Consider the following 26,518-nt stretch of genomic DNA (forward strand, 5'->3'; position numbering starts at 1 on the left):
GACCTACCCGGCCTCGGCGGCCAGCCTGCGACGGAGACAGGCGAGGCAGCGGGAGCGGGTGGGGCCGAGGCTGCCGCGAGGCATGCGCAGGCGGACGGCGAGTTCGGCGTAGTCGGCGGGCGGGCCGTCCAGCAGCGCGCCGAGGAGCGCCGCGCACCGGGCGGGAAGTCGCGCCACAGCGGCGCGCACCTGTGCCGCGCGCTCCCGCTGCAGCAGCAGCGTCTCCGGGCAGGGCGCGGCGCGCGGAAGCCGCAGGCCGGAGGGAATCTCATGGCGCGTCTGGTCCATGCCGTCGGGGACGCGGGCGGGGGCCGCAGCGGATGCGCTGCGGCGGCCGGATCACACGATCGGGTGCGGGCGGACGACAGCCGCGCGCAATCAAGCGGTCAACAGAATGTAACCGGGGCCACGCCGCTGCGTGTACCAGTCGGTAACAGATCCGGACTAGGATCCACGCATCCCGCTCGCGCCAGGCCAAGACGACGGAGGCACGGTGTTCTACTGGACGCTCAAGAGGATCATTGTCGGCCCACTGGTCCGCGCGCTGTACCGGCCGCGGGTCACCGGGCTGGAGAACGTTCCCCTCGACGGTCCCGCCATCATCGCGCCGAACCACCTCTCCTTCTGCGACTCCGTCTTCCTTCCGCTCGCGGCACCGCGTCAGGTCCACTACGTGGCCAAGGAGGAGTACTTCACCGGCACCGGTCCCAAGGGCCGGCTGATGGCGTGGTTCTTCACCGGCGTCGGCGCCGTCCCGGTGGACCGCAGCGGTGGGCGGGCGTCGATGGCCGCGATCGACACCGGCATGGCGCAGCTGAAGGCGGGCCGGCTCTTCGGCATCTACCCGGAGGGCACCCGCTCCCCCGACGGCCGGCTGCACCGCGGCCGCACCGGCGTGGCGCACCTGGCGCTGGCCAGCGGCGCGCCGGTGATCCCCGTCGGCCTGGTGCACACCGACGAGGTGCAGGCCAACGGGAGCATGCGGTGGCGCAGGCCGTTCCGCGCCCGGCCGGAGATCCACTTCGGCGCGCCGCTGACCTTCGAGCGCTACGAGGGCATGCAGCGGGACCGATTCGTGCTGCGCGCGGTGACCGACGAGATCGTCTCGGCGATCCTGGCCCTCTCCGGCCAGGAGTACGTGGACATGTACGCCACCAAGGCGAAGCTCCTCGCGGCCAAGGCCGAAAAGGCGGAGAAGGCCGGCAGCGCTGCGACGCCGCTGGACCGCGCGGCCTGAGCGGCGGCGCCGGTGGTGGGTAGGCTGCGGCCATGAGCCTGCCGCAGCCCTACGAACCCGACCGCAACCGTCCGGAGGCACGGGCCTCCCATGAGGACCGCGACCGGGTGGCCGAGGTGCTGCGGGTGGCCGCGGGCGACGGGCGGCTCACCCTGGAGGAGCTGGACCAGCGGCTGGAGCTGTGCCTGTCGGCGCGCACCTTCGCCGACCTGGAGCCGCTGGTCGCCGACCTGCCCGTCTCGGCGCTGGACGCGGTCGCACCCGCGGCGCAGGCCAAGGACCTGGTCCAGTTCAGGAGCCGGGGCAGCACCAAGCGCTTCGAGGGCGTCTGGGTGGTGCCCCGACGGATGGAACTGACCCTGCACGGGGGCGCGGTGGTGCTCGACTTCACGCGGGCGATCACCGCGTCCGGACCGGTGACGGAGCTGGCCGTCGAGCTCCACGGCAGCTCGATCCGGATCATCGCCCCGCCGGGCTACCTGATCGACGCCGACGACATGGACCTTCGAGGCAGCGCGGTCGCCGACCGCCGCCGCGCGGGCGCGCCGAACCCCGCCGCGGTGACGCACCGGATCGTCCTCACCGGCGTCGCCAAGGGCAGCAGCGTCTCCGTCCGCGACCCGCGCGCTCCACGCGAACCCGGCCGCCTGCGCCGGTTCTTCGGCGGACGGCGCTGACCCCTGCGCCCTCCTCGCCACGGCGGAGCGATCGGGGTCGCACGGGACCGCGGACAGTCCCGAGCGCTCGCGGAGAGACGTCAGGGGTGGGTGGGGTTCCACCGCGACGGACCCCACCCACCCCTGTACGTCCGACCCACCGGCCCGGGCTCAGTGCTTGGCGGAGAGCCACTCCTGCTGGAGCGTCAGGTCGGCCTTGACCTCGGCGAGCTGGACCGCGACCGCGTCCGGCGCGGTGCCGCCGCGGCCGTTGCGGGAGGCGATCGCCCCGTGCACCGAGAGGACCTCGCGGACCTCCGGCGTGAGCGTCGGGCTGATCTCGGCGAACTGCTCGTCGGTCAGGTCGTTCAGCTCCAGGCCGCGCGGTTCGCAGAACTTCACGCAGGCGCCCGCGACCTCGTGTGCCACCCGGAACGGGGTGCCCCGCTTGACCAGCCACTCCGCGATGTCCGTGGCCAGCGAGAAGCCGGCGGGGGCCAGCTCCTCCAGCCGCTCGTCGTGGACGGTGAGGGTGGCCATCATCCCGGTGAAGGCCGGCAGCAGCACCTCCAGCGTGTCGCAGGAGTCGAAGACCGGCTCCTTGTCCTCCTGGAGGTCGCGGTTGTAGGCCAGCGGCAGCGCCTTGAGGGTGGCCAGCAGGCCGGTCAGGTTGCCGATGAGGCGGCCGGACTTGCCGCGGGCGAGCTCGGCGATGTCGGGGTTCTTCTTCTGCGGCATGATCGAGGAGCCGGTGGAGAAGGCGTCGTGCAGCGTGATGAAGCCGAACTCCTTGGTGTTCCAGATGATCACCTCCTCCGCGATCCGGGAGAGGTTGACGCCGATCATCGCGGTCACGAAGGCGAACTCCGCGACGTAGTCGCGCGAGGCGGTGCCGTCGATGGAGTTGCCCGCCGAGCCGCCCTCGAAGCCCAGCTCCGCCGCGACGTACTGCGGGTCCAGGCCGAGCGAGGAGCCGGCCAGCGCGCCCGAGCCGTAGGCCGACACCGCCGTCCGCGCGTCCCACTGGCGCAGCCGCTCGGCGTCCCGGCCCAGCGCCTGGACATGGGCCAGGACGTGGTGCGCGAAGAGCACCGGCTGCGCGTGCTGCAGGTGGGTGCGGCCCGGCATCGCCGTGGTCGGATGCGCCTCGGCGAGGCCGACCAGCGCATGCTGCAGGTCCAGGACCAGGCCGCCGATGATGCGCGCGTGGTCCCGCAGGAACATCCGGCCCAGCGTGGCGATCTGGTCGTTGCGGGAGCGGCCGGCCCGCAGCTTGCCGCCGAGCTCCGCGCCGAGCCGCTCCAGCAGGCCGCGCTCCAGTGCGGTGTGGATGTCCTCGTCGGCGACGGTGGCGGTGAACGCTCCCGACTCGACGTCCGCGAGCAGGTCGGTCAGACCCTGCAGCATCCGGGTCAGCTCGTCCTCGGTCAGCAGGCCGGCGCGGTGCAGCACCTTGGCGTGCGCCTCGGAGCCGGCGATGTCGTAGGGGGCGAGTCGCCAGTCGAAGTGGACACTGGAGGAGAGGGCGGCCAGCGCCTCCGACGGACCGTCGGCGAAGCGCGCGCCCCAGAGCCGGACGTCTTCGTTCTTGCTCATGCTGTGGCTCAGCCCTTCGGGTCGGGTCGCGGACGAGGAGTGGCATAAGTATGCACTACCCCGTATGAATCTCAAAGGCGCATCCCCGGCACCCCGCGGAGCCGTCCGGCGCGGCGTCCGCAGTGTGAGACCGGGTGGTGGCAGATCTTCGACGCGCGGCGGCCGAAGCCCTGCCGCGCGGGCTCGCTGAGCCCGCGTCAGGTGGCGCAATGCCGCTGCAACACCATGGTCGCGGCCCGGCCGCTGGGTTCGTTCCGGTCAGCCCGCCCAACGTCCTGCCCCAGCCTTCACGCCCTGTCCCGCCCACCGCCGAAGGAGCACCGGATGTCCGCCGCCGAGCACCCGCGCCGTACCGCGGTGGCCGCCGCCGCGGGCCGCAGGCTGCGCGCGGACCGGGCCCGGCTGCTCGCGGACCTGCTGCGCAGGGAGGTGCTCGGCAGCGGCTATCCCGACGGTGTGCTGCCGCACGAGGACCGGCTGGCCGCCGAGTACGGCGCGACCCGCAACGCCGTCCGGCAGGCGCTCGACCTGCTGCGCGGCGAAGGGCTGATCACCAGGGTGCCGGGCGTCGCGCTGCTCGACTGCGACCTGGAGCGCAGCGACGTCTTCCGGCTGCCGGCGCAGCTGACCGGGCAGCCGCTGGGCACGGCCGAGATCGCCCTGGAGGCGGTCAACGCCGACGCGGTACTGGAGGCCCCACTTGGGGCCGCGCTGCTGATGCTGGAGCGACTGACCCACCTCGCCGACGGACGCCCGGTGGACCCGGAGTTCATCCGCTTCCGCGGAGACCGGATCACCATGACAGGCGCGCTGCGGCGGGGCGGTGAGCCGCCGCTCGTCGCCCGGCTCCACGTGGACCTGGAGCGCCAGGCCGCCGCGGCGGTCCGCACGGCTCTCACCACCGCCCCCACCGACGCCGACGCCGACGTCCGCGGCTACGCCCGCCGCGCCCTGGACGCGAACGCCTGAGCCGGCGCCGCGCCGGGCCACGCGGCAGGGCATCCGCGGCGCAGGTCGGCAGGGAGCAGCACCCCGGTCGCCGGGCCGGGCCGGCGGCGGAGTCGAATCCGGGCACGCGCCCGGGGACCCGACGACGGCCCGCGGGCGCCTGCGGCGGCCTGCAGGTCCCGGCCGGCCCCTTCGTCGACCCGGCCCTCGCCGGGCCCGACGCCGGGCCGGTCCCGCCGACTACGCCAGGGCCTGGGCCAGGTCGGCGTAGAGGTCGTCGACGTCCTCCAGGCCGACCGAGACGCGCAGCAGCGACGGGTGCGGGCGGGCCTCGGGGGCGACCGGGCGGTGGGTGAGGGAGGCCGGGTGCTGGATGAGCGTGTCCACACCGCCGAGGGAGACGGCGTGGGTGATCAGCTCGCAGCGCTCCGCCGCCCGCGCCGCGGCGCCGAAGCCGTCGCGGAGCGAGAAGGCCAGGATCGATCCCGGCGCGGACATCTGGCGGCCGACCAGGCCCAGCGGGTCGCAGTCCTGCAGTCCCGGGTAGTAGACGCGCTCGACCGCGGGCTGCTCGGCCAGCCACAGGGCGAGCTTGCCCGCGCTGTCGCTCTGGTGGCGGACCCGCAGCGGCAGCGTCTGCAGGCCGCGGTGGAGCAGGTAGGCCGCGAGCGGGTGCAGGATGCCGCCGGTGACCGCGCGGACCGGGCGGAGCTTCTGCGCCCACTCCGTGCTGGTGGCGACCACGCCGGCCAGCACGTCGCCATGGCCGCCCAGGTACTTGGTCGCACTGTGCACCACGATCGTGGCGCCGTGGCGCAGCGGCTGCTGCAGCACCGGGGTGGCGAAGGTGTTGTCCACCAGCAGCGGGACGTCGCCACAGCGGGCGGCCAGCGCGGCCAGGTCGATCAGTTCGAGCGTCGGGTTGGCCGGGGTCTCCACGATGACCAGGCCGGTGTCCGGGCGGATCGCCGCGTCGACCTCGTCTGCCGTGGCCCAGCTGACCTCGGTGCCGAGCAGGCCGGTGGCGAGCAGGTGGTCGGTGCCGCCGTAGAGCGGGCGGACCGCGACGACGTGGCCGCGTCCCTCGGCGCGCGCGGCGAGCAGGCAGGTGGTGATCGCCGCCATGCCCGAGCTGAACGCGACGGCCTGCTCGGCGCCCTCCAGCTCCGCCAGCGCCTCCTCGAAGCGGCCCGTCGTGGGGTTCCACAGCCGCTGGTAGACGGCGCTGCCGCCCTCGGGGATCAGCCCGCCGGTCGCCAGCGCCTCGTAGCTGTCGCCGCCGAGCTCGACACCGGGGAGCGGGTTGGTGGTCGACAGGTCGATCGGCGGCACGTGCACGCCCATTCCCCGCAGGTCGGCGCGGCCGGCGTGGACGGCTCGGGTGTCGGGTCGCGTGTCGGCGGACGGCATGGGGCTGGCCTCCTCGTTGAGGGCTCGGATCGGCTCCAGGATGAAGATTCGCTGATCGAATCGCCACAGTTCCGAAGAAGATTCGTCATGCTGCCGTCAGGCTGTGTACATCTTCGAGCTCGGGCCGCACCATGGGTTCCGTGCCGAAGAATCCGCAGCCCGAGCTGGCCCCCGTCGACCGCGCGATCCTGCGCCTGCTGGCCGAGGACGCCAGGATGCCGAACAACGCGATCGCCGAGGCGGTCGGCATCGCGCCCTCGACCTGCCTGGCCCGGATGCGCGCGCTGCGCGAGCGCGGGGTGATCCGCGGGTACCACGCCGACGTCGACCCGGCCGCGCTCGGCCTCGGCATCCAGGCGATGATCGCGGTGCGGCTGCACGCGCACACCAAGGAGGGCATCTCCTCCTTCACCGCCGCGATCCCCCGTCTGCCCGGTGTGCTGGCCTCGTACCACCTGGCCGGGGCGGACGACTACCTGCTGCACATCGCCGTGCCCGACACCGACGCGCTGCGCGACTTCGTCCTCGACCACCTCACCGCGCACCCTGCGGTGGCCCACACCGAGACCAGCCTGATCTTCGGTCACATGCGGGGCCAGGTCGCGCCGTAGACCGGTACTTCGGCGGAGTGCCCCTTGAGAGCTGCGGCGGTGCGGGTCACCATGGCCGCGTGACGTCAACTCTGGCTCCTGCGACCGGAACCACGCCCACCGCCCGCGGCCCGCGCGGACTGCCGCTGCTGGGCAACCTGCCCGCCTTCGCGCGGGATCCGCTGGCCTTCTTCTGCCGCCTGCGCGACGAGTACGGCGACTGGGTGCCCTGGGCGCTCGGCCCGCGCAAGGCCGTCTTCGCCTCCAGGCCGGAGGACGTGGGCGAGCTGATGGCCCAGGTCGAGATCAGCTTCAGCCCCGCCGAGCTGGGCTGGGCCTTCCGTCATGTGCTGGGCGACGGCGTGGTCACCAGCACCGGCCCTGACTGGCGCCGCAAGCGCGCGCTCGTCCAGCCCTCGGTGCGGCCCCGCCAGGTGCGCTCCTACGCGGCCACCATGGTCGAGTGCGCCGACGCAACCGCCTCCGGCTGGTCGGACGGCCGGGCGGTCGACGTGGCGCAGGAGATGACCGCGCTGACGCAGCGGATCGCCGTGCGGACCCTGTTCGGCGTGGAGACGGCGGGACGGGAGCAGGTCATCGCGGACGCGATGGCGGTGGCCCAGCAGGAGATCGGCGCGGAGTTCCGCGGCGTCACCGTCTTCCTCCCGCCGTGGATCCCCACCCGGGGCCGGCGTCGGCTGCGCACGGCCGTGGCGACCCTGGACTCGGAGATCGAACGCATCATCGCCGAGCACCACGAGGCCGCCGCGGACGGCCGGGAGCGCGACGACCTGCTCAGCCGGCTGCTCGCGGCCAGGGACGAGAGCGGGCAGCCGCTGTCGGAGCGGGAGCTGCGCGACGAGTGCATCACCCTCTACATCGGCGGCCACGAGACCACCTCGACCACGCTGGCCTGGGCCTGGCACCTGCTCTCCGGCTCCCCCGGGGCGCGGGCCCGGCTGGACGCCGAGCTCGCGACCGTGCTGGAGGGCCGCCTGCCGACCTTCGACGACTATGCGCGGTTGCCGTTCACGCAGGCGATCGTCAAGGAGTCGCTGCGGCTCTACCCGCCGATCTGGCTGATCACCGCGGTCGCCAGGCCCGGCGCGACGATCGGCGGCCGACCGGTGGCGGAGGGCACGACGGTGTGGACCAGCCAGTGGTCCGTCCACCGCGACCCGCGGCTCTTCCCCGCCCCTGACGCCTTCCGTCCGGAACGCTGGGACGAGGACGCGGCGGACCCGATACCGGACCACGCCTGGTTCCCCTTCGGCGGCGGCCAGCGCACCTGCCTGGGCACCCGCTTCGCCCTGGTCGAGGCCGCGCTGGTGCTCGCCGTGCTGGCCCAGCGCTGGCGCGTCGAGACCGAGCCGGGGGAGATCAAGCCGTTCCCCGGTCTGACGCTCCAGCCGTCCCGTCCGATCCGTGCGGTGCTGCGGGCGGGGGCGGCCAGTTAGCCCACGGGGGCGGCGGCGGGGGCGGGCGGAACCACGGGGGCGGTGGCGTCCCCGCCGCGCCGCGCTCGAACCGCGGGGTGTGGCGGGCGACGGCCACCCCGAGCAGGAGGCTGAAGGCCAGACCGACCAGGCCTCCGCCCAGGGCGAGCCAGCTCGCCGTGGCGAAGCTGTCGGGAGCGGCCTCGGCCCAGCCCAGATAGGGCGCGAGCACCAGACCTCCGCCGACCAGACCGGCCAGCAGCATCCCGAGCACCCCTCGGTCGCCGATCGCGCTCTGCCGCGGGCGGCTGCAGACGACCGCGACCACGTAGCCGACGGCGAGCAGGACCGCGACGAAGGGCAGCGTCAGGAAATCCACCCCGGTGTAGGTCCGGCACTCCAGCAGACCCAGCGCCGCCAGCGCCGCGCCGCCGCAGGGGATCAGCAGACCCGGCGAGCCGTGTCCGTCGATCCGCCACTGGACGGTCCGCCGCAGCAGCAGGGCGCAGACGAAGGCCCAGGCCAGGGCGTAGAGCTCCTCCAGGCCGATCCCGGTACCGCCTCCGGTGAGCGGGATGGGTTCGGCCGCCACCGCGAGGGTGGGGCGGCTCCAGTGCCCGGCCGCGTCGCGCAGCAGCAGTCCGTCTGCGTGGTCGTCCACCAGGACCGCGAAGCCGCCCGGGACCTGCTGCACCGCCACCCCGCGCGGGCCGAAGACGGCGGCCTCGGCGGCGGTGGCCGTCCGGCCTCCGATCTGGCGTTGCCGGAACAGCTTCCGGCCCGGGCTCAGCTGCCAGACGACGTGCCAGTTCCGGCCGCCGTCGGCGGTCTCCTCCACGACGGGTCCGTGCTGGTCGCTCACCCGGAAGCAGTGCTGCTGCACGCCGGGGACGCAGGCCGTGGTCGTGGCCTCGGCGCTGCCCGGGAGCGCGGCGGTCGCTCCGGTCGGCTTCTGCCAGTGGCGTCCACCGTCGTCGGTGACGGCCTCGGGGGTCAGCGGTCCGCTCCGGTCCGCCTGCCCGCCGGTGACCAGGTAGATCCGCCCGTTCCGGTCGGCGAGCCGGCCGTGGTCCTCGATCGGCGCCTCCGACGTGGCCACCACCGCCGCGAGCAGCAGCGGCACCGCCACCAGCGCCCGGACCCGGCGGGCGCCGGCTGCCGGGACCGGCCGGTCACGGGCGCGACGCCACCCGTGCCAGGCCAGGGCCAGCGCCGGGAGCGCGATCAGGTCGGTGGGGTCGGCGACCATCCGCGAGGGCACGCCGCTGAGCGACCAGAGCCCGGAGGCCAGCTCCGCCCCCTGCGGGGGCGTCTTGGCCAGGGCGAAGCCGACACCCGTGGCCAGCAGGGCCGCCAGCGCCTGCCGGTCGGAGCAACGGCCGCGGACCCATGAGCAGAGCAGCGCCAGCAGCGGAGGGGCCACCAGCATCCCCGCGACGTCGCTCAGCTTCCCGCTGACCGGACCGGGCCAGGCCCGCTTGAGCACATGGTCGTTGACGACCAGCAACGCCAGCCCCGCCAGAGTCCCCGGCCGCACCGCCCAGGCCAGAGCTGCGCCGGCCCCATATCGCTCCCCCGCGATCCGCATGAGGTCGAGTCTCCGCCGTCGTGGTCACGACGTGGACACCGGCCGGTATCGAAGGGTCAGGACTGCATCACGATTGGGCCAGGCGCAGCAGATACGCGGCCAGGTCCTGGCCGCCGGCCGGGTCCCGGCTGATGATCAGCACCGTGTCGTCGCCCGCGATGGTGCCGATGATCTCCTCGACGCCCGACTGGTCGATGGCCGAGGCCAGGAACTGGGCCGCGCCCGGCGGGGTGCGCAGCACCACCAGGTTGCCGGACGCCGTCGCCGAGACCAGCAGTTCGGCGGCGAGCCTGGCCATCCGGCCCTCGCTCGCGGACTCGCCCATCGGGGCCAACGGCGTGCGGTCCCCGCCCTCCGCCGGCACGGCGTAGATCAGCGCGCCGTCGGAGTTACGGATCTTGACCGCGCCCAGCTCGTCCAGGTCGCGGGAGAGGGTGGCCTGAGTGACCATCAGCCCGTCGTCCGCGAGCAGCTTGGCCAGCTGGCTCTGCGAGCGAACGGGCTGACGGGTCAGCAGCTCCACGATCCGTCGGTGCCGCGCCGTCCGCGTCTGCGGCAGCTGGGCAGCCGCGGGCGCGTCGCGATGGGGTTCGGTCATGGAGCAATTGTTCCTTACTTGATCGAGCGGAGCACACCCGGGAGCACGGCGAGGAAGGCGTCCACGTCCCGCTCGGTCAGGACGAGCGGCGGCGCGAGCCGGACGGTGTCCGGGGTGGCGGCGTTCACCAGGAAGCCCGCCCGCTGCAGCGCGGCCTGCACCTCGCCCGCGACCGGACGGGTGAGCACCACGCCCAGCAGCAGTCCCGCGCCGCGCACGTGGTCCACCAGGGGATCGCCGACCGCGGTGATGCCCGAACGCAGCCGCTCGCCCACCTTGGTGACCTGGTCCAGGAGGCCGTCCTGCTCGATGGTGTCGAGCACCGCGTTGGCCGCCGCGCAGACGACCGGGTTTCCGGAGAAGGTGCTGCCGTGGTGACCCGGCTTGAACAGCGTCGCCGCCTCGCCGAAGGCGAGCGTCGCACCGATCGGCAGACCGCCGCCGAGGCCCTTGGCCAGGGTCACCACGTCCGGCTCCACGCCCTCGAAGGCCTGGTGCGCGTACCAGTGCCCGCAGCGGCCGATGCCCGTCTGGATCTCGTCCAGGACCAGCAGCGTGCCGGTCGCCCGGGTGATCTCCCTGGCGGCGAGCAGGTAGTCGGCGGGCGGCACCACGACGCCGTTCTCGCCCTGGATCGGCTCCAGGAAGACCGCGGCGGTCTCCTCGGTGACAGCCGCGCGCAACGCCTCGACGTCGCCGTAGGGCACGTTGGTGACGTGGCCGGGCAGCGGGTGGAAGCCGTCCTGCTTCTTCGGCTGCGCGGTGAGCGAGAGAGCGCCCATGGTCCGGCCGTGGAAGGCGCCGACGGCGGAGACCAGGTGGGTGCGGCCGGTCAACCGGCTCAGCTTGAACGCGGCCTCGTTGGCCTCGGCGCCCGAGTTGGAGAAGTAGACCCGCCCGTCCCGGCGGCCGTCGAAGCCGATCAGCCGCTCGGCGAGCCGGACCGAGGGCTCGGCCAGGAACAGGTTGGAAACGTGCCCGAGGGTCCCGATCTGCCGCGTCACCGCCGCCACCACGGCCGGGTGCGCGTGGCCGAGCGAGTTGACCGCGATGCCGGCCAGGAAGTCGGTGTACCGCTTGCCGTCGGCGTCCCAGACGTGCACGCCCTCGCCGCGGACCAGCGGGATGCGGGGTGTGCCGAAGTTGTCCATCAGCGCGTGCTGCCAACGGGTCGTCAGTTCGGCGTTGCCGGTCATGCCAGTCCCCCCACGATCACGTTCTCGTCGATGTCGGTCCGGTCGGGCACGACCATGGTGCCGATGCCCTCGTCGGTGAAGATCTCCAGCAGCAGGCTGTGGTGCACCCGGCCGTCGAGCACGCGGGCGGTGCCGACGCCCTCGCGGACGGCCCGCAGGCAGCCCTCCATCTTCGGCAGCATGCCGCTGGCCAGGCTCGGCAGCAGCTTCTCCAGCTCGCTCGTGCTGAGCTGGCTGATCACGTCGTCGGAGTTCGGCCAGTCGGCGTAGAGGCCTTCGACGTCGGTGAGCACCACCAGCATCTCGGCCTGCAGCGCGACGGCCATGGCGCTGGCCGCGGTGTCGGCGTTGACGTTGTAGACGTGGCCGTCCGCGCCGCGGGCGACCGAGGAGATGACGGGGATCCGCCCGTCCTCGATCAGCGCCTTGACCGCGCCGGCCTCGACCCTGGCGATGTCGCCGACCAGGCCGATGTCGACCTGCTCGCCGTCGACCTCGGCGTAGCGCTTGACGGCCGTCATGGTGTGCGCGTCCTCGCCGGTCATGCCGACCGCGAAGGGGCCGTGCTCGTTGAGCAGCCCGACCAGGTCGCGCTGGACCTGCCCGGCGAGCACCATGCGGACCACGTCCATGGTCTCCGGCGTGGTCACCCGCAGGCCGTTGGTGAAGGTCGACTCCAGCCCCAGCTTGGCGAGTTGGGCGCTGATCTGCGGGCCTCCGCCGTGCACGATCACCGGGCGCAGCCCGGCGTAGCGCAGGAAGACGACGTCCTGGGCGAAGGCGGCCTTGAGCTCGTCGTCGACCATGGCGTTGCCGCCGAACTTGATCACGACGGTCTTGCCGTGGAAGCGCTCCAGCCAGGGCAGCGCCTCCACGAGGGTCAGCGCCTTGGGCAGGGCGGTGTTGTTGCGGGCCTGTTCGCCCTTGGGTGCGATCTGCACGACGGGTCCAGTCCTCCGGTTCCGGCAGGGAGCTGTGCGCTGGTCAGCTGGAGTAGGCGCTGTTCTCGTGGACGTAGTCGGCGGTCAGGTCGTTGGTCCAGACGGTCGCGGCGGCGGTCCCGGCCTTGAGATCCGCGGTGATGACGACCTCCCGGTCCTTCATGCTCACCAGCTCGCGGTCCTCCCCCACGCTGCCGTCCCGGCAGACCCAGACGCCGTTGATGGCCACGTCGAGCGCGTCGGGGTCGAAGGCGGCCGAGGTGGTGCCGATGGCGGACAGCACCCGGCCCCAGTTCGGGTCCTCGCCGTGCACGGCGCACTTGAGCAGGTTGTTGCGGGCGATGGTGCGGGCCACGTCGACGGCCTCGGCCTCGGTCGCGGCGTTGACGATGTCGATGCGGATGTCCTTGCTGGCGCCCTCGGCGTCGCCGATCAGCTGGCGGGCCAGGTCGGCGCTGACCTCGCGCACGGCGGCGGCGAACTCGTCGGCGTCGGGGACGACGCCGCTGGCGCCGGAGGCGAGCAGCAGCACGGTGTCGTTGGTGGACATGCAGCCGTCGGAGTCGATCCGGTCGAAGGTCTTCGCCGTCGCGCCACGCAGCACCGCGTCCAGTTCAGGGGCCTCGACCAGCGCGTCGGTGGTGATCACGACGAGCATGGTGGCCAGGCCGGGGGCGAGCATGCCCGCGCCCTTGGCCATGCCGCCGACCGTCCAGCCGCTGCCGTGCACGACCGCGGTCTTGTGGACGGTGTCGGTGGTCTTGATCGCGATCGCGGCGGCCTCGCCGCCGTCCTCACTGAGGGCCGCGGCGGCGGTCTCGACGCCGGGCAGCAGCTTGTCCATCGGGAGCCTGACGCCGATCAGGCCGGTGGAGGCGACGGCGACCTCACCGGAGCTGAGGCCGAGCACGTCGGCGACCTTCTCCGCGGTGGCGTGGGTGTCCTGGAAGCCGAGCGGACCGGTGCAGGCGTTGGCGCCACCGGAGTTGATGACGACGGCGCTGACCGTGCCGCCCTTGAGCACCTGCTGCGACCACTTCACCGGCGCGGCGTTGACCCGGTTGGAGGTGAAGACGCCGGCGGCGGCCAGCGAGGGGCCCTCGTTGACGACGAGCGCGAGGTCGGGCGTGCCGGAGGCCTTGATCCCCGCGGTGACGCCGCTGGCGCGGAAGCCGCGCGCCGCCGTGACTCCGGTGCCGGCTCCGGTACCTGCGGCGACGTCGGGGTTCTGGCTCACGGTGCGACTCCTGTCTGCGGAAGGCCGAGCTCCTCGGGCAGGCCGAGGGCGATGTTCATGCTCTGGACGGCACCGCCTGCGGTGCCCTTGGCCAGGTTGTCGATGGCGCTGATGGCGATGATCCGGCCGACCGACTCGTCGAGGGCCACCTGGATCAGCGCGTTGTTGGACCCCAGCACCGAAGCGGTGGCGGGCCACTGCCCCTCGGGCAGCAGGTGGACGAAGGGCTCCCCGTCGAGCGCGGCCGCGTAGGCGGCGCGGACCTGCGCGGACGTGGTGCCCGGCTTGGCCTTGACGCTGCAGGTGGCGAGGATGCCGCGGGACATCGGCGCGAGGGTCGGCGTGAAGGAGACCGCGACGCGCTCGCCGGCCACGGCGGAGAGGTTCTGCGACATCTCCGGCGTGTGGCGGTGCGCGCCGCCGACGCCGTAGGGGGTCATCGAGCCCATGACCTCGCTGCCGAGCAGGTTGGCCTTGGGCGCCTTGCCGGCGCCGCTGGTCCCCGAGGCGGCCACGACGATCGCCTCGGGCTCGGCCAGCCCGGCGGCGAAGGCCGGGAAGAGCGCGAGCGAGACCGCGGTCGGGTAGCAGCCGGGGACGGCGATCCGCTTGGCGCCCTCCAGGCCCTTGCGCTTGCCCGGCAGCTCGGGGAGGCCGTACGGCCAGGTGCCCGCGTGCGGGGAGCCGTAGAACTTCTCCCAGTCGGCGGCGTCGTCGAGACGGAAGTCCGCGCCGCAGTCGACGACCAGGACGTCCGGGCCGAGCTGTTCGGCGACGGCGGCGGACTGGCCGTGCGGCAGGCCGAGGAAGACGACGTCGTGACCGGCGAGGGTCTCGGCCGTGGTCGGCTCCAGCACCCGGTCGGCGAGCGGCCACAGGTGCGGCTGCAGCTCGGCCAGGCGCGTGCCCGCGTTGGACCCGCCGGTCAGCGCGCCGATCTCGATCGCGGGGTGCGCGAGCAGCAGCCGCAGCACCTCGCCCCCGGCGTACCCACTGGCCCCCGCGACCGCCGCGCGGAAGGTCCTCTGCTCCTGAAACGCCACCGTGACTCCTCCGCCCCTTCGTCCGACCATCGCCTTCGTGGGGATAACTATACGGAGGTCGGCACATTCATGCAATCAAGTATGCGGACGGCCCGAAGGCCCGTGGGCCCCGCTCCGAGGCGGTGGCGAGCCCGGCGGCGGGCCGGGCTGACGAGGCGGTTCGCACGCGGGTGGGCCATAGATGTCAAGATGTCCGCATGACGACCAAGGTTTTCTTCGACATCACCATTGACGGCGAGGACGCGGGCCGGATCGCGTTCAACCTGTTCGACGAGGTGGTCCCCAAGACCGCCGAGAACTTCCGCGCGCTCGCCACCGGCGAGCACGGCTTCGGCTACGCCGGCTCCGGCTTCCACCGCGTCATCCCGCAGTTCATGCTCCAGGGCGGCGACTTCACCCGCGGCAACGGCACCGGCGGCAAGAGCATCTACGGCGAGAAGTTCGCCGACGAGAACTTCCAGCTCAAGCACGACCGTCCGTTCCTGCTCTCGATGGCCAACGCCGGCCCGAACACCAACGGCTCGCAGTTCTTCATCACCACCGTGGTCACCCCGTGGCTGGACGGCAAGCACGTGGTCTTCGGCGAGGTCGTCGAGGGCAAGGAGCTGGTCGAGCGCATCGAGTCGCTGGGCTCCAACAGCGGCGCGACCCGCGCCAAGATCGTGATCAAGGAGTCCGGCGTCGTCGAGGGCTGAGCCCTCGCTGGACCGAGCAGGCTCAGGCGTACTTCGCCAGGGGGTCCTCGTCGCCGTAGGTGCGCAGCCTGAGCGTGCGGGCATCCCGCTCGCGGATCAGCTCGGCGTCGCGCAGCAGCGCCTCGAGGTCGTCCCGACCCAGGTGGACGAACCGCCCGTGGAGCGCGTCGAAGCGCCCACGGGCGGCGTCCACGACCGTGCTGACCAGGTACGGGATGCTGCCCCAGTGGACCATGTCGGCGAACATCGGCATGCTCGCCGTCATGTCGGTGGCGACGGCTCCCGGACTGATGTCCAGCACGGTGACGCCGTGCGGGCGGAGCGAGTCGGCGATGTTGTCGCTGAGTCGCAGCAGCGCGGCCTTGGACGTGGCGTAGGCGGTGTAGCGGCCCTCGGGCCGCACCGCGAATCCGGAGTTCAGGTTCACCACCCGGCCCGCGCCGCGCTCGACCATGCCCGGCAGGACCGAGCGCAGCATGTTGAACGGTCCGCGCAGGTTGGTCTCCATCACCTGCCACCACTGGGTCTGGTCGGCCTCCCAGAGCGGCACCTCCTCGCGGTCCACCTGCCCCGCGTTGTTGACCAGCAGGTCGATCCCGCCGAGATCGCGCTGCATGCTTGTCACGGCGGACTTCACCTGTCCCGGATGCGCGACGTCCGCGGCCAGGGCGACGCATTTCACACCGTGCCGGGCACAGTGGCGCAGCGTCTCGGTCAGCGAGTCGCGATGGCGGCCCAGCAGCCCGAGATTCATCCCCTCCTCGGCCAGCCCGAGGGCGATCTCCCTCCCGATCCCCCGCCCCGCGCCGGTGACCAGCGCCGACCGTCCCTGCAGACTGCGCACTCCCACGATCCGCCTCCACTCCCGCTCCAGCCCTGTGCGGGCGCCGTTTGGCATGTTCGACCAGCCCATCCTGATCCGCTCCTGTCGGGTCCGGCGACGGACACGCGGAAGGGCAGGGGGTAACGTCGGGCCGTTGCAGTGAACTGATCGAGGAACTGAGGAAGCCACACGTGAGCGACATCGCGCGAGTTGGAGTGGTGGGCTGCGGCCTGATGGGGTCGGGCATCGCGGAGGTCTTCGCACGCTCGGGGCTGGACGTGAAGGTCTCCGAGGCGAGCGGCGAGGCCCTGGAACTGGGCCGCACCCGGATCACGACCTCCTTCGACACCGCGGTCAAGCGCGGCAAGCTGAGCGTGGAGGAGCGGGACGCGGCACTCTCGCGCATCTCCTTCACCACCGAGCTGGCCGACTTCGCCGACCGCGACCTGACCGTGGAGGCGGTGGCCGAGCGGGAGGACATCAAGGTCGCCATCTTCGAGACGCTGGACCGCGTGGTCGAGCGCCGCGACGCGATCCTGGCCTCCAACACCTCCTCCATCCCGATCGTGAAGCTGGCCTCGGCGACGAGCCGCCCGGAGCAGGTCCTGGGCGTCCACTTCTTCAACCCGGCCCCGGTCCAGAAGCTGGTCGAGATCGTTCCGACCCTCACGACCTCCGCCGAGACCGTCGCCCGCGCCGAGGCCCTCACCCGCGAGATCCTCGGCAAGGACCCGATCCGCGCGCGCGACCGCGCCGGCTTCGTGGTCAACGCCCTCCTGGTGCCGTACCTCCTCTCTGCGGTCCGCATGTTCGAGTCGGGCATCGCGACGGCCGAGGACATCGACAAGGGCATGGAGGCCGGCTGCGCCCACCCCATGGGCCCGCTGCGCCTGTGCGACCTCATCGGCCTGGACACGATCGTCTCGATCGCCGACTCGATGTACCAGGAGTACAAGGAGCAGCTGTACGCGGCTCCGCCGCTGCTCCAGCGCATGGTCGACGCGGGCCTGCTCGGCCGCAAGTCGGGGCGCGGCTTCTACCAGTACTGACGCGCCGGGACGGCAGGGCCCGGCGCAGCCGCCGGGTTCTGGCCGCACGTTCAGGCGCCTCTCACGCTTCTCCCATCCGGCCGGCGGAGGGTGGGGGCATGAGACACCGGAAACGGGGCCCTCGGGCCGCCGGCACCCTTGAGCTGCTCCTGCTTCTCGTGAGCGTTCTGGTCGGCCGTGCCCGGTCCGGGCGTGGGCGCGAGCCGTGGGCGCTGCCCGTCCGCGGGTGAGGCCGCCGCGCCGGGCAACGGCCTCGGGGTGACACTGGAAGCGGGGCCCGGCGCTACCCCGTGGAGCGGACCATGCTTGTCCTTCTCGTGATCCTGGTGTTGATCGCCATCGCGTTCGGTGTTCTGGGCGCGATCGTGAAGGGTCTGTTCTGGCTGCTGATCATCGGGTGTGTGGTGTTCGTCGGGGCGGTCCTGTACGGGTTCTACCGGTTCGGCAAGCGGGTCGGCCGCGGCTCGAAGTCGAGCACCGAGTAGCGAGTCAACCGGCGGTATCCGGGCAGGTGCCCAACACCACACCCTGGAGGGCCGGATGACCAACCACACGGAACACCCCGTCCGCCGGCACGCCTGGGACGCCCTCGCCGTGCTGCTCACCGTCACCGCCGGACTCTGCGCCCTTTTCCTCGACGTCGAGTACGCGGCGCTGACGGTGGTCTCCCGCCTCGCGCTGGGCGGGATCATCGTCGGCGCGATCGGCGTCATCCTCGCGAAGCGCCTGATCGAGCACCGCGGGTGAGAAGCTGACGGCCGGGCTCACGAGCGCTCGGACTGCTCCAGGCAGTGGCTCTTGACGTTCGCAGCGAACTCCGACGGGTACAGGCCGTGATAATAGGCGGCGTTCGCCACCGCGATCACGTACGCCCGCAGTTCGGCGTGGTTCAAGCCGGCGGGCATCTGCTGCCACTCCACGGCACTCCGGTACTCACTCCAGAAGCTGCCGCCCGGAACCGAGTCGGCGGTCACCTTGCTGGGCGGAACGGACGTCAGCACGACGAACGTGCGGTCGTACACGTCGCCGTAGAGAGCGGCGGCAGGATCGGTCCATGCGGTGTCGACACACCAGCGCAGGTAGGGATCGCTCAGCGACGCGACCGCGGTCGGCCTGGACCGGGCGGCGGTGTCAACTCCCGCTGCGACGACGGTGACTGCGAACGCGGCAGCCGCTGTGCCCAAGGCCACGGCGAGGCCCGTCAGGAGGAACGTCCTTCCCCCGGGGAGGCGGCTGTACGGGCGAGGCACAGCCGGTGACTGTACGTCCGGGTCGAAGCCGGCGTCGGGCGGGTGCCCGGGTGTGGTCATGACGGTCCCTGGGGTGTGGTTCGTGAGGGCCGTCAAGATAGCGCATTCCCCGGCGACGAAGATCGCCGGGGCCAGGGCGGGGCTCGTGCGGCGGCCGAGCGGGGGTCAGGGCTCGGTCGCGGTTCAAGGCGTCTTCGACGGCGGGCGCGTATCCCAGGAACTGCAGACGTTCCGACAGGTGATGCGTGAGCACGAGGAGCAGCGCCGTGACCGACACGACGATCGAGGACCTGGCGACCCTGAACCGCCTCGCGGAGGAGGCTCGGCACTGGCGGGCGCTGGAGGAACTCCGCGAGCACATGGCCGAACTACGGGCCCGGCAGGCCGACCGCAGCGAATGAAACGGAGCAGTGCCATGACCGACGACCGCATCCGCGCCCCGTGGGACGAAGCCGATGTCGCCGCCCTCAACGCCTTTCAGCGCTCGGGCCGCGGGCACCCGTTCACCTGCGGCGCCCCGCACCGGCTGCACCAGACCCTGATCGCCGAGCCGGACGGCTGGCACTGCCCCGACGACAGCTGCGACTTCCGACAGGAGTGGGCGTACGCGGCGATGGCCGCCGCGCCCGGCTTCCCGCCCGCGCTCGTCCGCCCCGTCGTCCCGGAATACCGGGACGGCAGTCCGGTCGCGGCCGAGCTGACAAAGGTCCGGCAGCAGCTGCGGGCGACGGAGTTCGACCTCGGGCAGGAGCGGCAGCGGAACGTCGTTCTGGCCGAGCGTCTCGCGGCGGAGAAGAGGCTGTCGGAGACGCTGCGCTTCGAGCTGCAGATGATCGGGGCAACGCGCCCGGTGCCCGCCACGGTGCCGGACCCCGACGGCGGCCTCTGCGACGCGGATCCGTACGTCCGCGCCGTCGCCGACGTGCCCACCAGGGGCTGGCTGTAGGCGCTGTCAGCTCCGCCGGACCCCGGTCGCGCGTTCCACCCGCCGCCACCGCACCGCCCCGACCACGATCAGGCCGAGGGCCACGACCGCGAGGGGGATCACCACAGCGGCCGGGGCGCCGAGCGCGGAGCTGCCCCGGGCGACTGCGCCGAGCCCGAGTCCGCCGTAGACGCCCGCCGCCGCCCTCGCACCCGCGAAGCGACCGCGGGCGAGGACGAACAAGGCGACGACGCCGAGCAGGAATGCCGCGGCGAGGTCGAAGACTGCGTAGAGCGGGTGGTGTCCCATCGTGGCCCCCTTGGGACCCGATGGTAGGGGGACGACCCGACGCGCGACAGGGACCAGATCGCGCAGAATATTCGCTGCCCACGCGCGGTGGTCGTGGGCTACGGTGGCGGCGTCCAGGTGTGCAGGTCGGGGATACTTCCACTGTCAATGGGGATGTCGCGGGTTCGAATCCCGTCGCCGACTCGTCGGTGTAGCTCAGTTGGCCAGAGCGCCTACGTCTCCTCGGCCGACCTTGATCTCTGGACCGCCTCCCGCTCGCGGGAGGACAGGCAGTGGGGTGCCCGGTGCGCAGACCGCGGTTACTTCCCGTTGGAGGACGAGGGTCCAGGTTCGAATCCTGGTCGCCGACCGTCGTGTCGGCGGTAGCTCAATGGACAGAGCGCGTTGTGTGCCCGCAGTCGACCTGGATCTCGGACACCCCACTGCCTTCGGGCCCCGGTCAGGGCAGGTGCTCGTCGAGGTAGCGCTGGACCGGGGCGAACAGCCCGTGCGGGACGTAGGCCGGCAGCTCGGCGCGGGTGACCCAGGCGACCTCGGACAGTTCCTCGTCGTCCGCGGCGTAGGCGTCGCCCGAGATCAGCGCGCAGACCACGTAGGACACATGGCGGCCCGTCACCGGGTGAACCCGAGCCCCTAGCAGCAGGATGCCGTCCACGTCGAGGCCGGTCTCCTCGTAGGTCTCCCTGGCCGCGGCCTCCGCCGGGCTCTCGTCGTCCTCGATGCCGCCGCCCGGGAACTGCCACGACAGCTCACCTTCCGTGACCCGGCGCCGCACGAGCAGCACCTTGCCGTTGGAGACCACGACCGCGACGGCGACGCCCTGCTGCTCGGTGGCCGACTGCTCGGTGACTGGCTGCTCGCTCACTGCTCCGCTCCCCCAGGGCCGACGGGACCGTACCGTACGAACAGATCTTGTCCCGAACCGGCGACCGCGACACGTGCGAGGAGCGGCCTCTACGAGCGGAAGTCCCGCGCCTTGATCTTGGCCATACGGCCGTCCTCGTGGTGCCAGACGATGCCCTCGCAGCCGTCCGCCTCGGCGGCGGCCAGCACGACGGTGCGCACGCCCTCGAAACTGAGGTCCTTCACCGCGATCGACTCGGCGGTGGCATGGGCGACGAGCCCGTGGGCCCGGCGGCGCTCGGGGTTGCCGTTGATCTTCGGGCCCACGAGCTCGTAGCTGCCCGGCCGCCAACCCCCGTGACTCTCGCCGGCGAGCGCCTCGGCGTGGAACTTCGCGAAGGCGGACTGCCCGACCGGCTCCCAGCCCATCGTCTTGCCGGTGACCTCGTCGGTCTGCACCGGGACGTAGTTCGGCGGCGGGGTCTTGCCGGGCTTCACCTCGCGCCTGGCCCACCACGCGCCCTGCTCGTCGAGCCGCACGCAGGTGCCGTCGTACTTGCGGGTGGCCCGGCCCTCGCCGGCCAGCACCCAGGCGCAGTCGGGGTGGACCTCGGACAGGACGTGGGCGCGGTCGTCGGGATCACGCCGGAACAGGGTCGGGATCTTCTGCACGAGGGTCTCCATGGGGTCGGCGCCACGGTCGTTGCGTGGCGCGGAGTATGACATCAGATCAGGGGACGGTCCCGCGAACCGATTTGTCGCGGGTGGGGTGGAATGGCGGCTGCGGGGAGCTCCCCGGGCAGGATCGCGTCGTCCCTGGCAGTCGATGGTCTTCGCGCGTTGATTTCGCGTCGGATTCGACGCCACATGTTCACTCCGCGACCCTGTTCCGCTCCCACTGCCGTGCGCTGTCATGTTCACAGCCCCCGGGTCCGCCGGGGCGAGCCAGGGAGACCAGCATGAGACGCACACTCGCCATCACCGCGGCGCTCGGCCTCGCGACCGGCGCGCTCACCCTCGCGACCGGCGGCTCCGCGCACGCCGCCCGGACCACGGCCGCCGTCCACCCCGCAGCCGCCACCACGTCGACCTGCTCGACCGCCCGGCTGCCGCTGCCCGACCCGACCTGCACCCCTGGCGCGTTCAACCCCGCCGTCACGCAGGCCACCATCCACTCGACCATCTGCGTCTCCGGCTGGACCGCCACGGTCCGCCCGCCCACCTCGTACACCAACACGCTCAAGGCGCAGGGCATCATCGACTACGGCTACGCCGACACCAATCTGAGCGACTACGAGGAGGACCACTTCATCCCCCTCGAGCTCGGCGGCGCCCCGCGCGACCCGCGGAACCTCTGGCCCGAGCCCTACAGCGGCATGCTCACCGCGCACAGCAAGGACGGGGTGGAGACCAAGCTCAAGAACGCCGTCTGCGCCGGAACCGTCACCCTCGCGGCGGCCCGCTCGGCGATGCAGACCGACTGGACCACCGCCGAGCAGGTCCTCGGCCTGGGCTGAGCGGAGCCGCTGAGCCGACAGGCCGGGCGGACGCCGTCCGGCCGACCACGCCCGCCCGCCGAAAACTCGGCTGCGCGACGATCACTCCCCTGGATACCGTGATCAGGTCGAGGTGCACGGGCGGGGGGCCGCCGCACCTGACACGTTCTCCTCGCATCTCCCGGTGCGAAGGCCCGCGGCTACTTCTCCGACAAGCCGCCGCAGGCCGTCACTGATCTCGGGAGGACACGTGTGGGGTGCCCGGTGCGCAGGCAACGGTTCCTTCTTGGTCTGGGGGTTGCGGGTTCGAGTCCCGTCCTTCGCTTCGGGCGGAGGTAGCTCAATCGGTAGAGCATCAGAGTGCGTACCGTCGCCGCTTCCTGATCTCGGGCACCCACCGCGTCTCCTCCCCCCGACACCCTCAGGGGGGTTCTCCATGTCCAGGTTCAACACCAAGGCCGCCCGTCCCGCGGGCTCCTCGCCGGTGACCACCACCGGCGAACGCGCCACCACCCACCAGGGCGGCGAGGGCCACCTGCGCGATCCCCGGTCGGAGCTGTTCCTGCTCGCCGTCACCAACATGGTCGGCCAGGACACCTTCTACGAGTCCGGCGGCCGACGCGACGACCGCTTCACGCAGCTGGTCCGGAAGCTCGCCGTCGAGGATCCGGCCTGGACCTCCGGTCTCCTCTCCTGGCTGCGCGGCGACGCCGACATGCGCACCGCCGCGCTGGTCGGCGCCGCGGAGTTCACCAGGGCGCGGCTCGACGCCGGGCTCGACGGCCGGTCCCGGCAGGCCGTCGACTCGGTCCTGCAGCGCCCCGACGAGCCCGGCGAGCTGATCGCCTACTGGACCGGCCGCTACGGGCGCAACCTGCCCAAGCCGGTCAAGCGGGGTGTCGCCGACGCCGTGGCGCGGCTCTACACCGAGCGGGGCCTGCTGAAGTACGACACCGACAGCAAGGGCTACCGCTTCGGCGACGTCCTGGAGCTCGTCCACGCCGCACCGGCCAAGCCGTACCAGCACGACCTGTTCAAGCACGCCATCGACCGTCGGCACAACCGCGAGGACACGATCCCCGCGTCGCTCGGCACGATCCGGCGTCGCGCCGAACTGTTCGCGCTGCCGGTCGCCGAGCGGCGGGCCGTGCTCACGGCCGAGGGCGGCGCGGAGCGGCTGGCGGAGGCGGGAGTCACCTGGGAGGCGCTGGCGGGCTGGCTGCAGGGGCCGATGGACACGGCGGCGTGGGAGGCCGTGATCCCCTCGATGGGGTACATGGCGCTGCTGCGGAACCTGCGGAACTTCGACGAGGCCGACGTCTCGGACGAGGTGGCCCGTGCGGTCGCGGCGCGCCTCGCCGATCCGGCCGAGGTCGCGCGGTCGCGGCAGCTGCCGATGCGCTTCTACTCCGCGTTCCGGGCCGCGCCGTCGCTCCGCTGGGGCTGGGCGCTGGAGCAGGCCCTCGGGCACTCCCTCGCGAACGTGCCCGCGCTGCGGGGCCGGACGCTGATCCTGGTCGACACCTCCGGGTCCATGCACGCCGGGTTCAGCAAGGACGGCACCGTCATGCGGTGGGACGCCGCCGTCGTGTTCGGACTCGCGCTCGGCCACCGCTGCGCGAACGCGGACGTCGTGTCGTTCTCGGACTCCGGCTACACCTGGGCGGGCCGTCAGCCGGCTACCGCGCCGGACCGCGTGTTCCCACTCGCCAAGGGCGGCTCGGTGCTCGCGGAGGTGAGGCGCTGGAGCGAGGAGGGCTACTTCATCGGTGGCGGCACGGACACCGCCGGGGCGATCCGGCGACACTACCGGGGCCACGACCGGGTGGTGATCCTGACGGACGAGCAGGCGAACGGCCACGCGTCCGTCGACCAGGCGGTGCCGGGGAACGTGCCGCTGTACACCTGGAACCTGGCGGGGTACCGGGTCGGGCACGCCCCCTCGGGCTCGGCGCACAGGCACGCCTTCGGCGGCCTGACCGACCAGGGATTCCGCATGATCCCGCTCCTGGAGAGCGGCGCCGACACCGCCTGGCCGTGGGAGAGCCGGGGCTGAGCGCCGGCCCGCTCGCTCAGCGCCCGGACCGCTTCTTCCGGTCCGGGCGCCGGCGGCGGTTCGGGCGCGCCCGGCGGACCACGCTGTCGAGTTCGCCCACCGCCGCGCGGACGTGCTCGGGACCCCCGTGGGGGCGCTCCCCCGCACACCACCAGACCAGTCGGCCGTCGGACGCGCGCGGATGCATGCCGAGGTCGTGTTCCCCGCAGAGCGGCCAGGCGCGCCAGAGGCGTTCGGTGACGGTCTCCTGCGCGGCGTCGGCGACGGCGGCCAGCGCGGACAAGGGGTCGGCGACCGACTGCGGCTGGAGCGCGTTGCCGTGCCACTCGCCGTTGGCCAGCGCGACGTGGACCCATTCCCTGCCCGCCGCCTCGTCGTCCGACCGCAGCGCGAACAGCTGCAGCGGCCGCTCTCCCGGCAGGGTGGCCGCCAGGTCGCGGTTGAGCAGGGCCAGGGCCTGGTCCCAGGCCGGGAACTCCCCCGGTTCGACCTGACGGGGCTTCGGTTGCTCGAAGGGAGAACGCATGCGCCCATCCTGCCGTGTCCGGGGCCGACCGCGTGGTCGTCACCGGGGCGGCTCACCCCGGTCGCGGGTGGCACGGAACCCGTACAGGCTGGGGCCATGCAGGAATTCCACGGGCAGGGCGTCGTCTACACGCAGGGCCGGGTCAGCCCCGACCATCAGCCGGAGATCGTCTCGCACCCCGGCTACATCTGGTTCGACGGGCCGTGGGTCCACATCGAATCACCCCCGGACTCGGGACGGTTCAAGACCTTCCCGATGCGCGAGGTGACCAAGGTGACCTGGGCGCGGTCCTGACACCGTCCTCGGTCCGCGCGGACCGGCGGGCGGGAGGGAGCGCCCGCCCGCCGGCCTGACGCGGCGTCGGTGATCAGCCCGGCACGGCGACCAGGAAGTACCGGCGGCCGTCGGCGCCGACGACCGGCACGGGCGAGTCGGGCAGGCGGGTGAAGACCGCCTCCGCTATGTCCTCCGGCGCGTCCCCCGCACCGAGCGGACGACGCAGCGCGGCCCGGATGGCCTCCTGCGTGGCCGGCGAGAGGGGGCGCCCTGCGTCCTCGTCCCTGACCACCTGGGCCAATCCGGTCATCTGCTCGACGGTCAGGTCGGCGCCGAGCCCGAGCGCGGCCGCCCGGACGGCGACCTGCGCCGCCAGCGCGGCGCGGTTCCAACTGCGTGCGACGTGCCCCGGCGTGCCCGGGGGAAGAAAGAAGACAGCGGATCCGAGGGAGCTCTTCAAAGGGGCCTCCTGGAGAGATGGCTCGACGAGCCGGCCGGCGTCCGCGCCGACCGGCAGGACGCGGCGCCCCGCCCTGTGGCGCCCCGCCCTGACAACGTCCATTCTCTCGCCCGGCACTGACAATTCCGGGGCCCCGGGACCCGTCCCACCAGGCACTTCCGTCGCCGGGGCCCTCGACCGCCGACCTGCGGAGCGCGTCGCTTCGCGCACGTCCGGCCAACGCCGCCACGCCGGGTCGGCCCGGGTCGGCTCCGAGCCGCCGAACGGGTGAAGGAAATTCGGTGGCCCGGGCCTCGCCCTGCTCCCTAGTCTCATGGCAGCGGGGGGAGACCTCCCGCACCGAGCGTCGAGTGCTGGGACACACGTGGGCCTGTAAAGCCCGCGCCCGCAGGGCTGGCGAGGTTCGATTCCTCGGCGACGCACCACGAGAGACACAGACCCAGGGGGATCCGTCATGGCCACCAAGCTGAACCAGATCATCGCCGTGGAGAAGGGCGTCAAGGCCAAGGCCTTCGCGGACCTGACCCAGGCTCACCACGACGTGCAGAAGACCGCGCTGCTCACCGGCATCGCGCGGACGTACCAGCCGCGCGACGAGGAGGGCGAGATGTTCCCGCCCGAGTCGACGCGGGTGCAGGTGCACGCCGAGGACGTCCTGCGCGGCACCGCCGCGTCGCTGACCCGCCTCTTCGACGTGACCGCCACCAAGGACTGGGCCAACTGCCACGCGCGCGCCGAGGTGAAGGTCGACGGACGGGTGCTGCTGACGGGCGTGCCGGTCGGCTATCTGCTCTTCCTGGAGAAGCAGTTGGTGGATCTGCACACCTTCGTCAAGAAGCTGCCGGTGCTGGACGCGGCCGAGTCCTGGAGCCGTGACGAGTCCACCGACAGCTGGCGGACCGAGGCGGTGCGGACCAACCGCACCAAGAAGGTCTACCGCAACCACGTCAAGGCCGAGGCCACCGAGAAGCACCCGGCCCAGGTCGAGGTGTACACCGAGGACGTGACGATCGGTTACTGGACCACCGTCAAGTTCTCCGGTGCGCTGCCGGCCCGTCGGGTCAACGAACTGCTGGAGCGGGTGGAGAAGCTGCAGCAGGCGGTCAAGTTCGCCCGCGAGGAGGCCAACGCCACGGAGATCGTCGACCAGCGGATCGGCGACGCCGTCTTCGGCTACCTTTTCGAGTAGCCACACACAGACTCCCCGTCTTCGGGCGGGGTGCGCCAGGAGCGCAAGCTGAAGCTGAAGCTTGTCGTGACGAACGCGGTCCAGCGGAGGTTCGACTCCTCCCCCCGGCACCACGCGCCGGGGTAGCCCAAGAAGGGTAGAGGCG

Annotated in this window: 30 protein-coding genes, 1 tRNA gene and 1 pseudogene; 16 read left to right on the forward strand and 16 right to left on the reverse strand. The window is 72.5% G+C overall.

Going from position 1 to position 26,518, the window contains the following annotated elements:
• Positions 1 to 3 precede the first annotated feature (3 nt).
• Positions 4 to 288 (reverse strand): hypothetical protein, encoded by a 285-nt coding sequence (locus tag BS83_RS29760; RefSeq protein WP_051944309.1) that lies wholly within the window; start codon positions 286 to 288, stop codon positions 4 to 6.
• Positions 289 to 493: 205 nt separating this feature from the next.
• On the opposite strand from BS83_RS29760, the gene BS83_RS29765 reads away from it, so the two are divergent.
• Together BS83_RS29765 and BS83_RS29770 are read left to right on the forward strand one after the other, a co-directional pair.
• Positions 494 to 1,237 (forward strand): lysophospholipid acyltransferase family protein, encoded by a 744-nt coding sequence (locus tag BS83_RS29765; RefSeq protein ID WP_037606520.1) that lies wholly within the window; start codon positions 494 to 496, stop codon positions 1,235 to 1,237.
• A 32-nt stretch (positions 1,238 to 1,269) separates the two neighbouring features.
• On the forward strand, positions 1,270 to 1,914 hold the full coding sequence (locus BS83_RS29770) for a DUF1707 SHOCT-like domain-containing protein (RefSeq protein WP_051944311.1): 645 nt from the start codon (positions 1,270 to 1,272) through the stop codon (positions 1,912 to 1,914).
• Positions 1,915 to 2,064: 150 nt separating this feature from the next.
• On the opposite strand, the gene argH is transcribed toward BS83_RS29770, so the two are convergent.
• Complete coding sequence (argH, locus tag BS83_RS29775) at positions 2,065 to 3,489, reverse strand: argininosuccinate lyase (RefSeq protein ID WP_037606521.1); 1,425 nt, start codon at positions 3,487 to 3,489, stop codon at positions 2,065 to 2,067.
• Positions 3,490 to 3,813: 324 nt separating this feature from the next.
• Between argH and BS83_RS29780 the strand changes: the two are divergent.
• Positions 3,814 to 4,308, forward strand: a pseudogene (locus BS83_RS29780) (GntR family transcriptional regulator); the annotation flags it as partial.
• Positions 4,309 to 4,677: 369 nt separating this feature from the next.
• On the opposite strand, the gene BS83_RS29785 reads toward BS83_RS29780, so the two are convergent.
• Positions 4,678 to 5,847, reverse strand: a complete 1,170-nt coding sequence (locus BS83_RS29785) for a trans-sulfuration enzyme family protein (protein ID WP_037606522.1) — start codon at positions 5,845 to 5,847, stop codon at positions 4,678 to 4,680.
• A gap of 131 nt (positions 5,848 to 5,978) precedes the next feature.
• Between BS83_RS29785 and BS83_RS29790 the strand changes: the two genes are divergently transcribed.
• Positions 5,979 to 6,458 carry an Lrp/AsnC family transcriptional regulator gene (locus tag BS83_RS29790; RefSeq protein WP_037606523.1) on the forward strand — a complete coding sequence of 160 codons (480 nt, stop codon included), beginning with the start codon at positions 5,979 to 5,981 and terminating at the stop codon, positions 6,456 to 6,458.
• Between the two features lie 59 nt (positions 6,459 to 6,517).
• Positions 6,518 to 7,894 (forward strand): cytochrome P450, encoded by a 1,377-nt coding sequence (locus BS83_RS29795; protein WP_037606524.1) that lies wholly within the window; start codon positions 6,518 to 6,520, stop codon positions 7,892 to 7,894.
• Here BS83_RS29795 and BS83_RS42335 read toward each other — a convergent pair.
• From BS83_RS42335 to argC, 6 genes are all read right to left on the reverse strand, one after another.
• Positions 7,818 to 9,461, reverse strand: coding sequence for a hypothetical protein (locus tag BS83_RS42335; RefSeq protein ID WP_157597366.1), 1,644 nt, complete (start codon positions 9,459 to 9,461; stop codon positions 7,818 to 7,820). The two genes, BS83_RS29795 and BS83_RS42335, sit on opposite strands and share 77 nt — an antisense overlap.
• A gap of 67 nt (positions 9,462 to 9,528) precedes the next feature.
• A complete protein-coding gene (locus tag BS83_RS29805) occupies positions 9,529 to 10,059 on the reverse strand; it encodes an arginine repressor (protein ID WP_037606525.1) in 531 nt (176 codons plus the stop codon).
• A 14-nt stretch (positions 10,060 to 10,073) separates the two neighbouring features.
• Complete coding sequence (locus BS83_RS29810) at positions 10,074 to 11,255, reverse strand: acetylornithine transaminase (RefSeq protein ID WP_037606526.1); 1,182 nt, start codon at positions 11,253 to 11,255, stop codon at positions 10,074 to 10,076.
• Complete coding sequence (gene argB / locus BS83_RS29815; RefSeq protein WP_037606527.1) at positions 11,252 to 12,196, reverse strand: acetylglutamate kinase; 945 nt, start codon at positions 12,194 to 12,196, stop codon at positions 11,252 to 11,254. Before argB ends, BS83_RS29810 begins: the two co-directional genes overlap by 4 nt.
• 43 nt (positions 12,197 to 12,239) lie before the next feature.
• Positions 12,240 to 13,433 carry a bifunctional glutamate N-acetyltransferase/amino-acid acetyltransferase ArgJ gene (argJ, locus tag BS83_RS29820; protein WP_051944317.1) on the reverse strand — a complete coding sequence of 398 codons (1,194 nt, stop codon included), beginning with the start codon at positions 13,431 to 13,433 and terminating at the stop codon, positions 12,240 to 12,242.
• The gene (argC, locus tag BS83_RS29825) at positions 13,430 to 14,476 is read right to left on the reverse strand and encodes an N-acetyl-gamma-glutamyl-phosphate reductase (protein WP_037606528.1); all 1,047 of its coding nucleotides are present in this window, start codon (positions 14,474 to 14,476) and stop codon (positions 13,430 to 13,432) included. The genes argJ and argC overlap by 4 nt, the downstream gene beginning before the upstream one ends.
• A 197-nt stretch (positions 14,477 to 14,673) precedes the next feature.
• Between argC and BS83_RS29830 the strand changes: the two genes are divergently transcribed.
• Positions 14,674 to 15,171 (forward strand): peptidylprolyl isomerase, encoded by a 498-nt coding sequence (locus BS83_RS29830; protein ID WP_037606529.1) that lies wholly within the window; start codon positions 14,674 to 14,676, stop codon positions 15,169 to 15,171.
• Positions 15,172 to 15,193: 22 nt separating this feature from the next.
• Here BS83_RS29830 and BS83_RS29835 read toward each other — a convergent pair whose 3' ends face one another.
• Positions 15,194 to 16,021: an SDR family NAD(P)-dependent oxidoreductase gene (locus BS83_RS29835; RefSeq protein WP_037610132.1), complete on the reverse strand. Its 828-nt coding sequence runs from the start codon at positions 16,019 to 16,021 to the stop codon at positions 15,194 to 15,196.
• 164 nt (positions 16,022 to 16,185) lie between these two features.
• Between BS83_RS29835 and BS83_RS29840 the strand changes: the two genes are divergently transcribed.
• The 3 genes from BS83_RS29840 to BS83_RS29850 all read left to right on the forward strand — a co-directional run bounded on the left by BS83_RS29840 (position 16,186) and on the right by BS83_RS29850 (position 17,790).
• Positions 16,186 to 17,043, forward strand: coding sequence for a 3-hydroxybutyryl-CoA dehydrogenase (locus tag BS83_RS29840; RefSeq protein ID WP_037606530.1), 858 nt, complete (start codon positions 16,186 to 16,188; stop codon positions 17,041 to 17,043).
• Positions 17,044 to 17,345: 302 nt separating this feature from the next.
• Positions 17,346 to 17,528: a hypothetical protein gene (locus BS83_RS29845; RefSeq protein ID WP_037610133.1), complete on the forward strand. Its 183-nt coding sequence runs from the start codon at positions 17,346 to 17,348 to the stop codon at positions 17,526 to 17,528.
• A gap of 55 nt (positions 17,529 to 17,583) precedes the next feature.
• On the forward strand, positions 17,584 to 17,790 hold the full coding sequence (locus tag BS83_RS29850) for a hypothetical protein (protein WP_037606531.1): 207 nt from the start codon (positions 17,584 to 17,586) through the stop codon (positions 17,788 to 17,790).
• Between the two features lie 17 nt (positions 17,791 to 17,807).
• Here the strand turns inward: BS83_RS29850 and BS83_RS29855 are convergent, their stop codons facing one another.
• Positions 17,808 to 18,233 carry a hypothetical protein gene (locus BS83_RS29855; RefSeq protein WP_037606532.1) on the reverse strand — a complete coding sequence of 142 codons (426 nt, stop codon included), beginning with the start codon at positions 18,231 to 18,233 and terminating at the stop codon, positions 17,808 to 17,810.
• Positions 18,234 to 18,559: 326 nt separating this feature from the next.
• Between BS83_RS29855 and BS83_RS48420 the strand changes: the two genes are divergently transcribed.
• Positions 18,560 to 18,694: a hypothetical protein gene (locus tag BS83_RS48420; protein ID WP_269664874.1), complete on the forward strand. Its 135-nt coding sequence runs from the start codon at positions 18,560 to 18,562 to the stop codon at positions 18,692 to 18,694.
• 14 nt (positions 18,695 to 18,708) lie between these two features.
• Positions 18,709 to 19,239 carry a hypothetical protein gene (locus BS83_RS29860; RefSeq protein ID WP_037606533.1) on the forward strand — a complete coding sequence of 177 codons (531 nt, stop codon included), beginning with the start codon at positions 18,709 to 18,711 and terminating at the stop codon, positions 19,237 to 19,239.
• Between the two features lie 6 nt (positions 19,240 to 19,245).
• Here the strand turns inward: BS83_RS29860 and BS83_RS29865 are convergent, their stop codons facing one another.
• The 3 genes from BS83_RS29865 to BS83_RS29880 all read right to left on the reverse strand — a co-directional run bounded on the left by BS83_RS29865 (position 19,246) and on the right by BS83_RS29880 (position 21,042).
• Complete coding sequence (locus tag BS83_RS29865) at positions 19,246 to 19,527, reverse strand: hypothetical protein (protein ID WP_037606534.1); 282 nt, start codon at positions 19,525 to 19,527, stop codon at positions 19,246 to 19,248.
• 439 nt (positions 19,528 to 19,966) lie between these two features.
• Positions 19,967 to 20,392: an NUDIX hydrolase gene (locus tag BS83_RS29875; protein ID WP_037606535.1), complete on the reverse strand. Its 426-nt coding sequence runs from the start codon at positions 20,390 to 20,392 to the stop codon at positions 19,967 to 19,969.
• Between the two features lie 89 nt (positions 20,393 to 20,481).
• Entirely contained in the window at positions 20,482 to 21,042 is a 561-nt protein-coding gene (locus BS83_RS29880; RefSeq protein ID WP_037610134.1) for a hypothetical protein, read from the reverse strand.
• Positions 21,043 to 21,329: 287 nt separating this feature from the next.
• Here BS83_RS29880 and BS83_RS29885 point away from each other — a divergent pair, with 287 nt between their 5' ends.
• Positions 21,330 to 21,887 (forward strand): hypothetical protein, encoded by a 558-nt coding sequence (locus BS83_RS29885; protein ID WP_037606536.1) that lies wholly within the window; start codon positions 21,330 to 21,332, stop codon positions 21,885 to 21,887.
• Positions 21,888 to 22,302: 415 nt separating this feature from the next.
• The gene (locus BS83_RS29890) at positions 22,303 to 23,922 is read left to right on the forward strand and encodes a vWA domain-containing protein (protein WP_037606537.1); all 1,620 of its coding nucleotides are present in this window, start codon (positions 22,303 to 22,305) and stop codon (positions 23,920 to 23,922) included.
• 16 nt (positions 23,923 to 23,938) lie between these two features.
• Here the strand turns inward: BS83_RS29890 and BS83_RS29895 are convergent, their stop codons facing one another.
• Positions 23,939 to 24,448 carry a hypothetical protein gene (locus BS83_RS29895; RefSeq protein ID WP_037606538.1) on the reverse strand — a complete coding sequence of 170 codons (510 nt, stop codon included), beginning with the start codon at positions 24,446 to 24,448 and terminating at the stop codon, positions 23,939 to 23,941.
• 96 nt (positions 24,449 to 24,544) lie between these two features.
• Between BS83_RS29895 and BS83_RS29900 the strand changes: the two genes are divergently transcribed.
• On the forward strand, positions 24,545 to 24,742 hold the full coding sequence (locus tag BS83_RS29900) for a hypothetical protein (protein ID WP_037606539.1): 198 nt from the start codon (positions 24,545 to 24,547) through the stop codon (positions 24,740 to 24,742).
• A 73-nt stretch (positions 24,743 to 24,815) separates the two neighbouring features.
• Here the strand turns inward: BS83_RS29900 and BS83_RS42340 are convergent, their stop codons facing one another.
• Entirely contained in the window at positions 24,816 to 25,184 is a 369-nt protein-coding gene (locus tag BS83_RS42340) for a hypothetical protein (protein WP_157597367.1), read from the reverse strand.
• Positions 25,185 to 25,527: 343 nt separating this feature from the next.
• Between BS83_RS42340 and BS83_RS45810 the strand changes: the two genes are divergently transcribed.
• Positions 25,528 to 25,609 (forward strand) — tRNA-Tyr (locus BS83_RS45810).
• A 29-nt stretch (positions 25,610 to 25,638) separates the two neighbouring features.
• Positions 25,639 to 26,373, forward strand: a complete 735-nt coding sequence (locus BS83_RS29910) for a DUF7873 family protein (RefSeq protein ID WP_037606540.1) — start codon at positions 25,639 to 25,641, stop codon at positions 26,371 to 26,373.
• Positions 26,374 to 26,518 lie beyond the last annotated feature (145 nt).

It is taken from the genome of Streptacidiphilus rugosus AM-16, from assembly GCF_000744655.1.
GTDB classification, from domain to species: domain Bacteria; phylum Actinomycetota; class Actinomycetes; order Streptomycetales; family Streptomycetaceae; genus Streptacidiphilus; species Streptacidiphilus rugosus.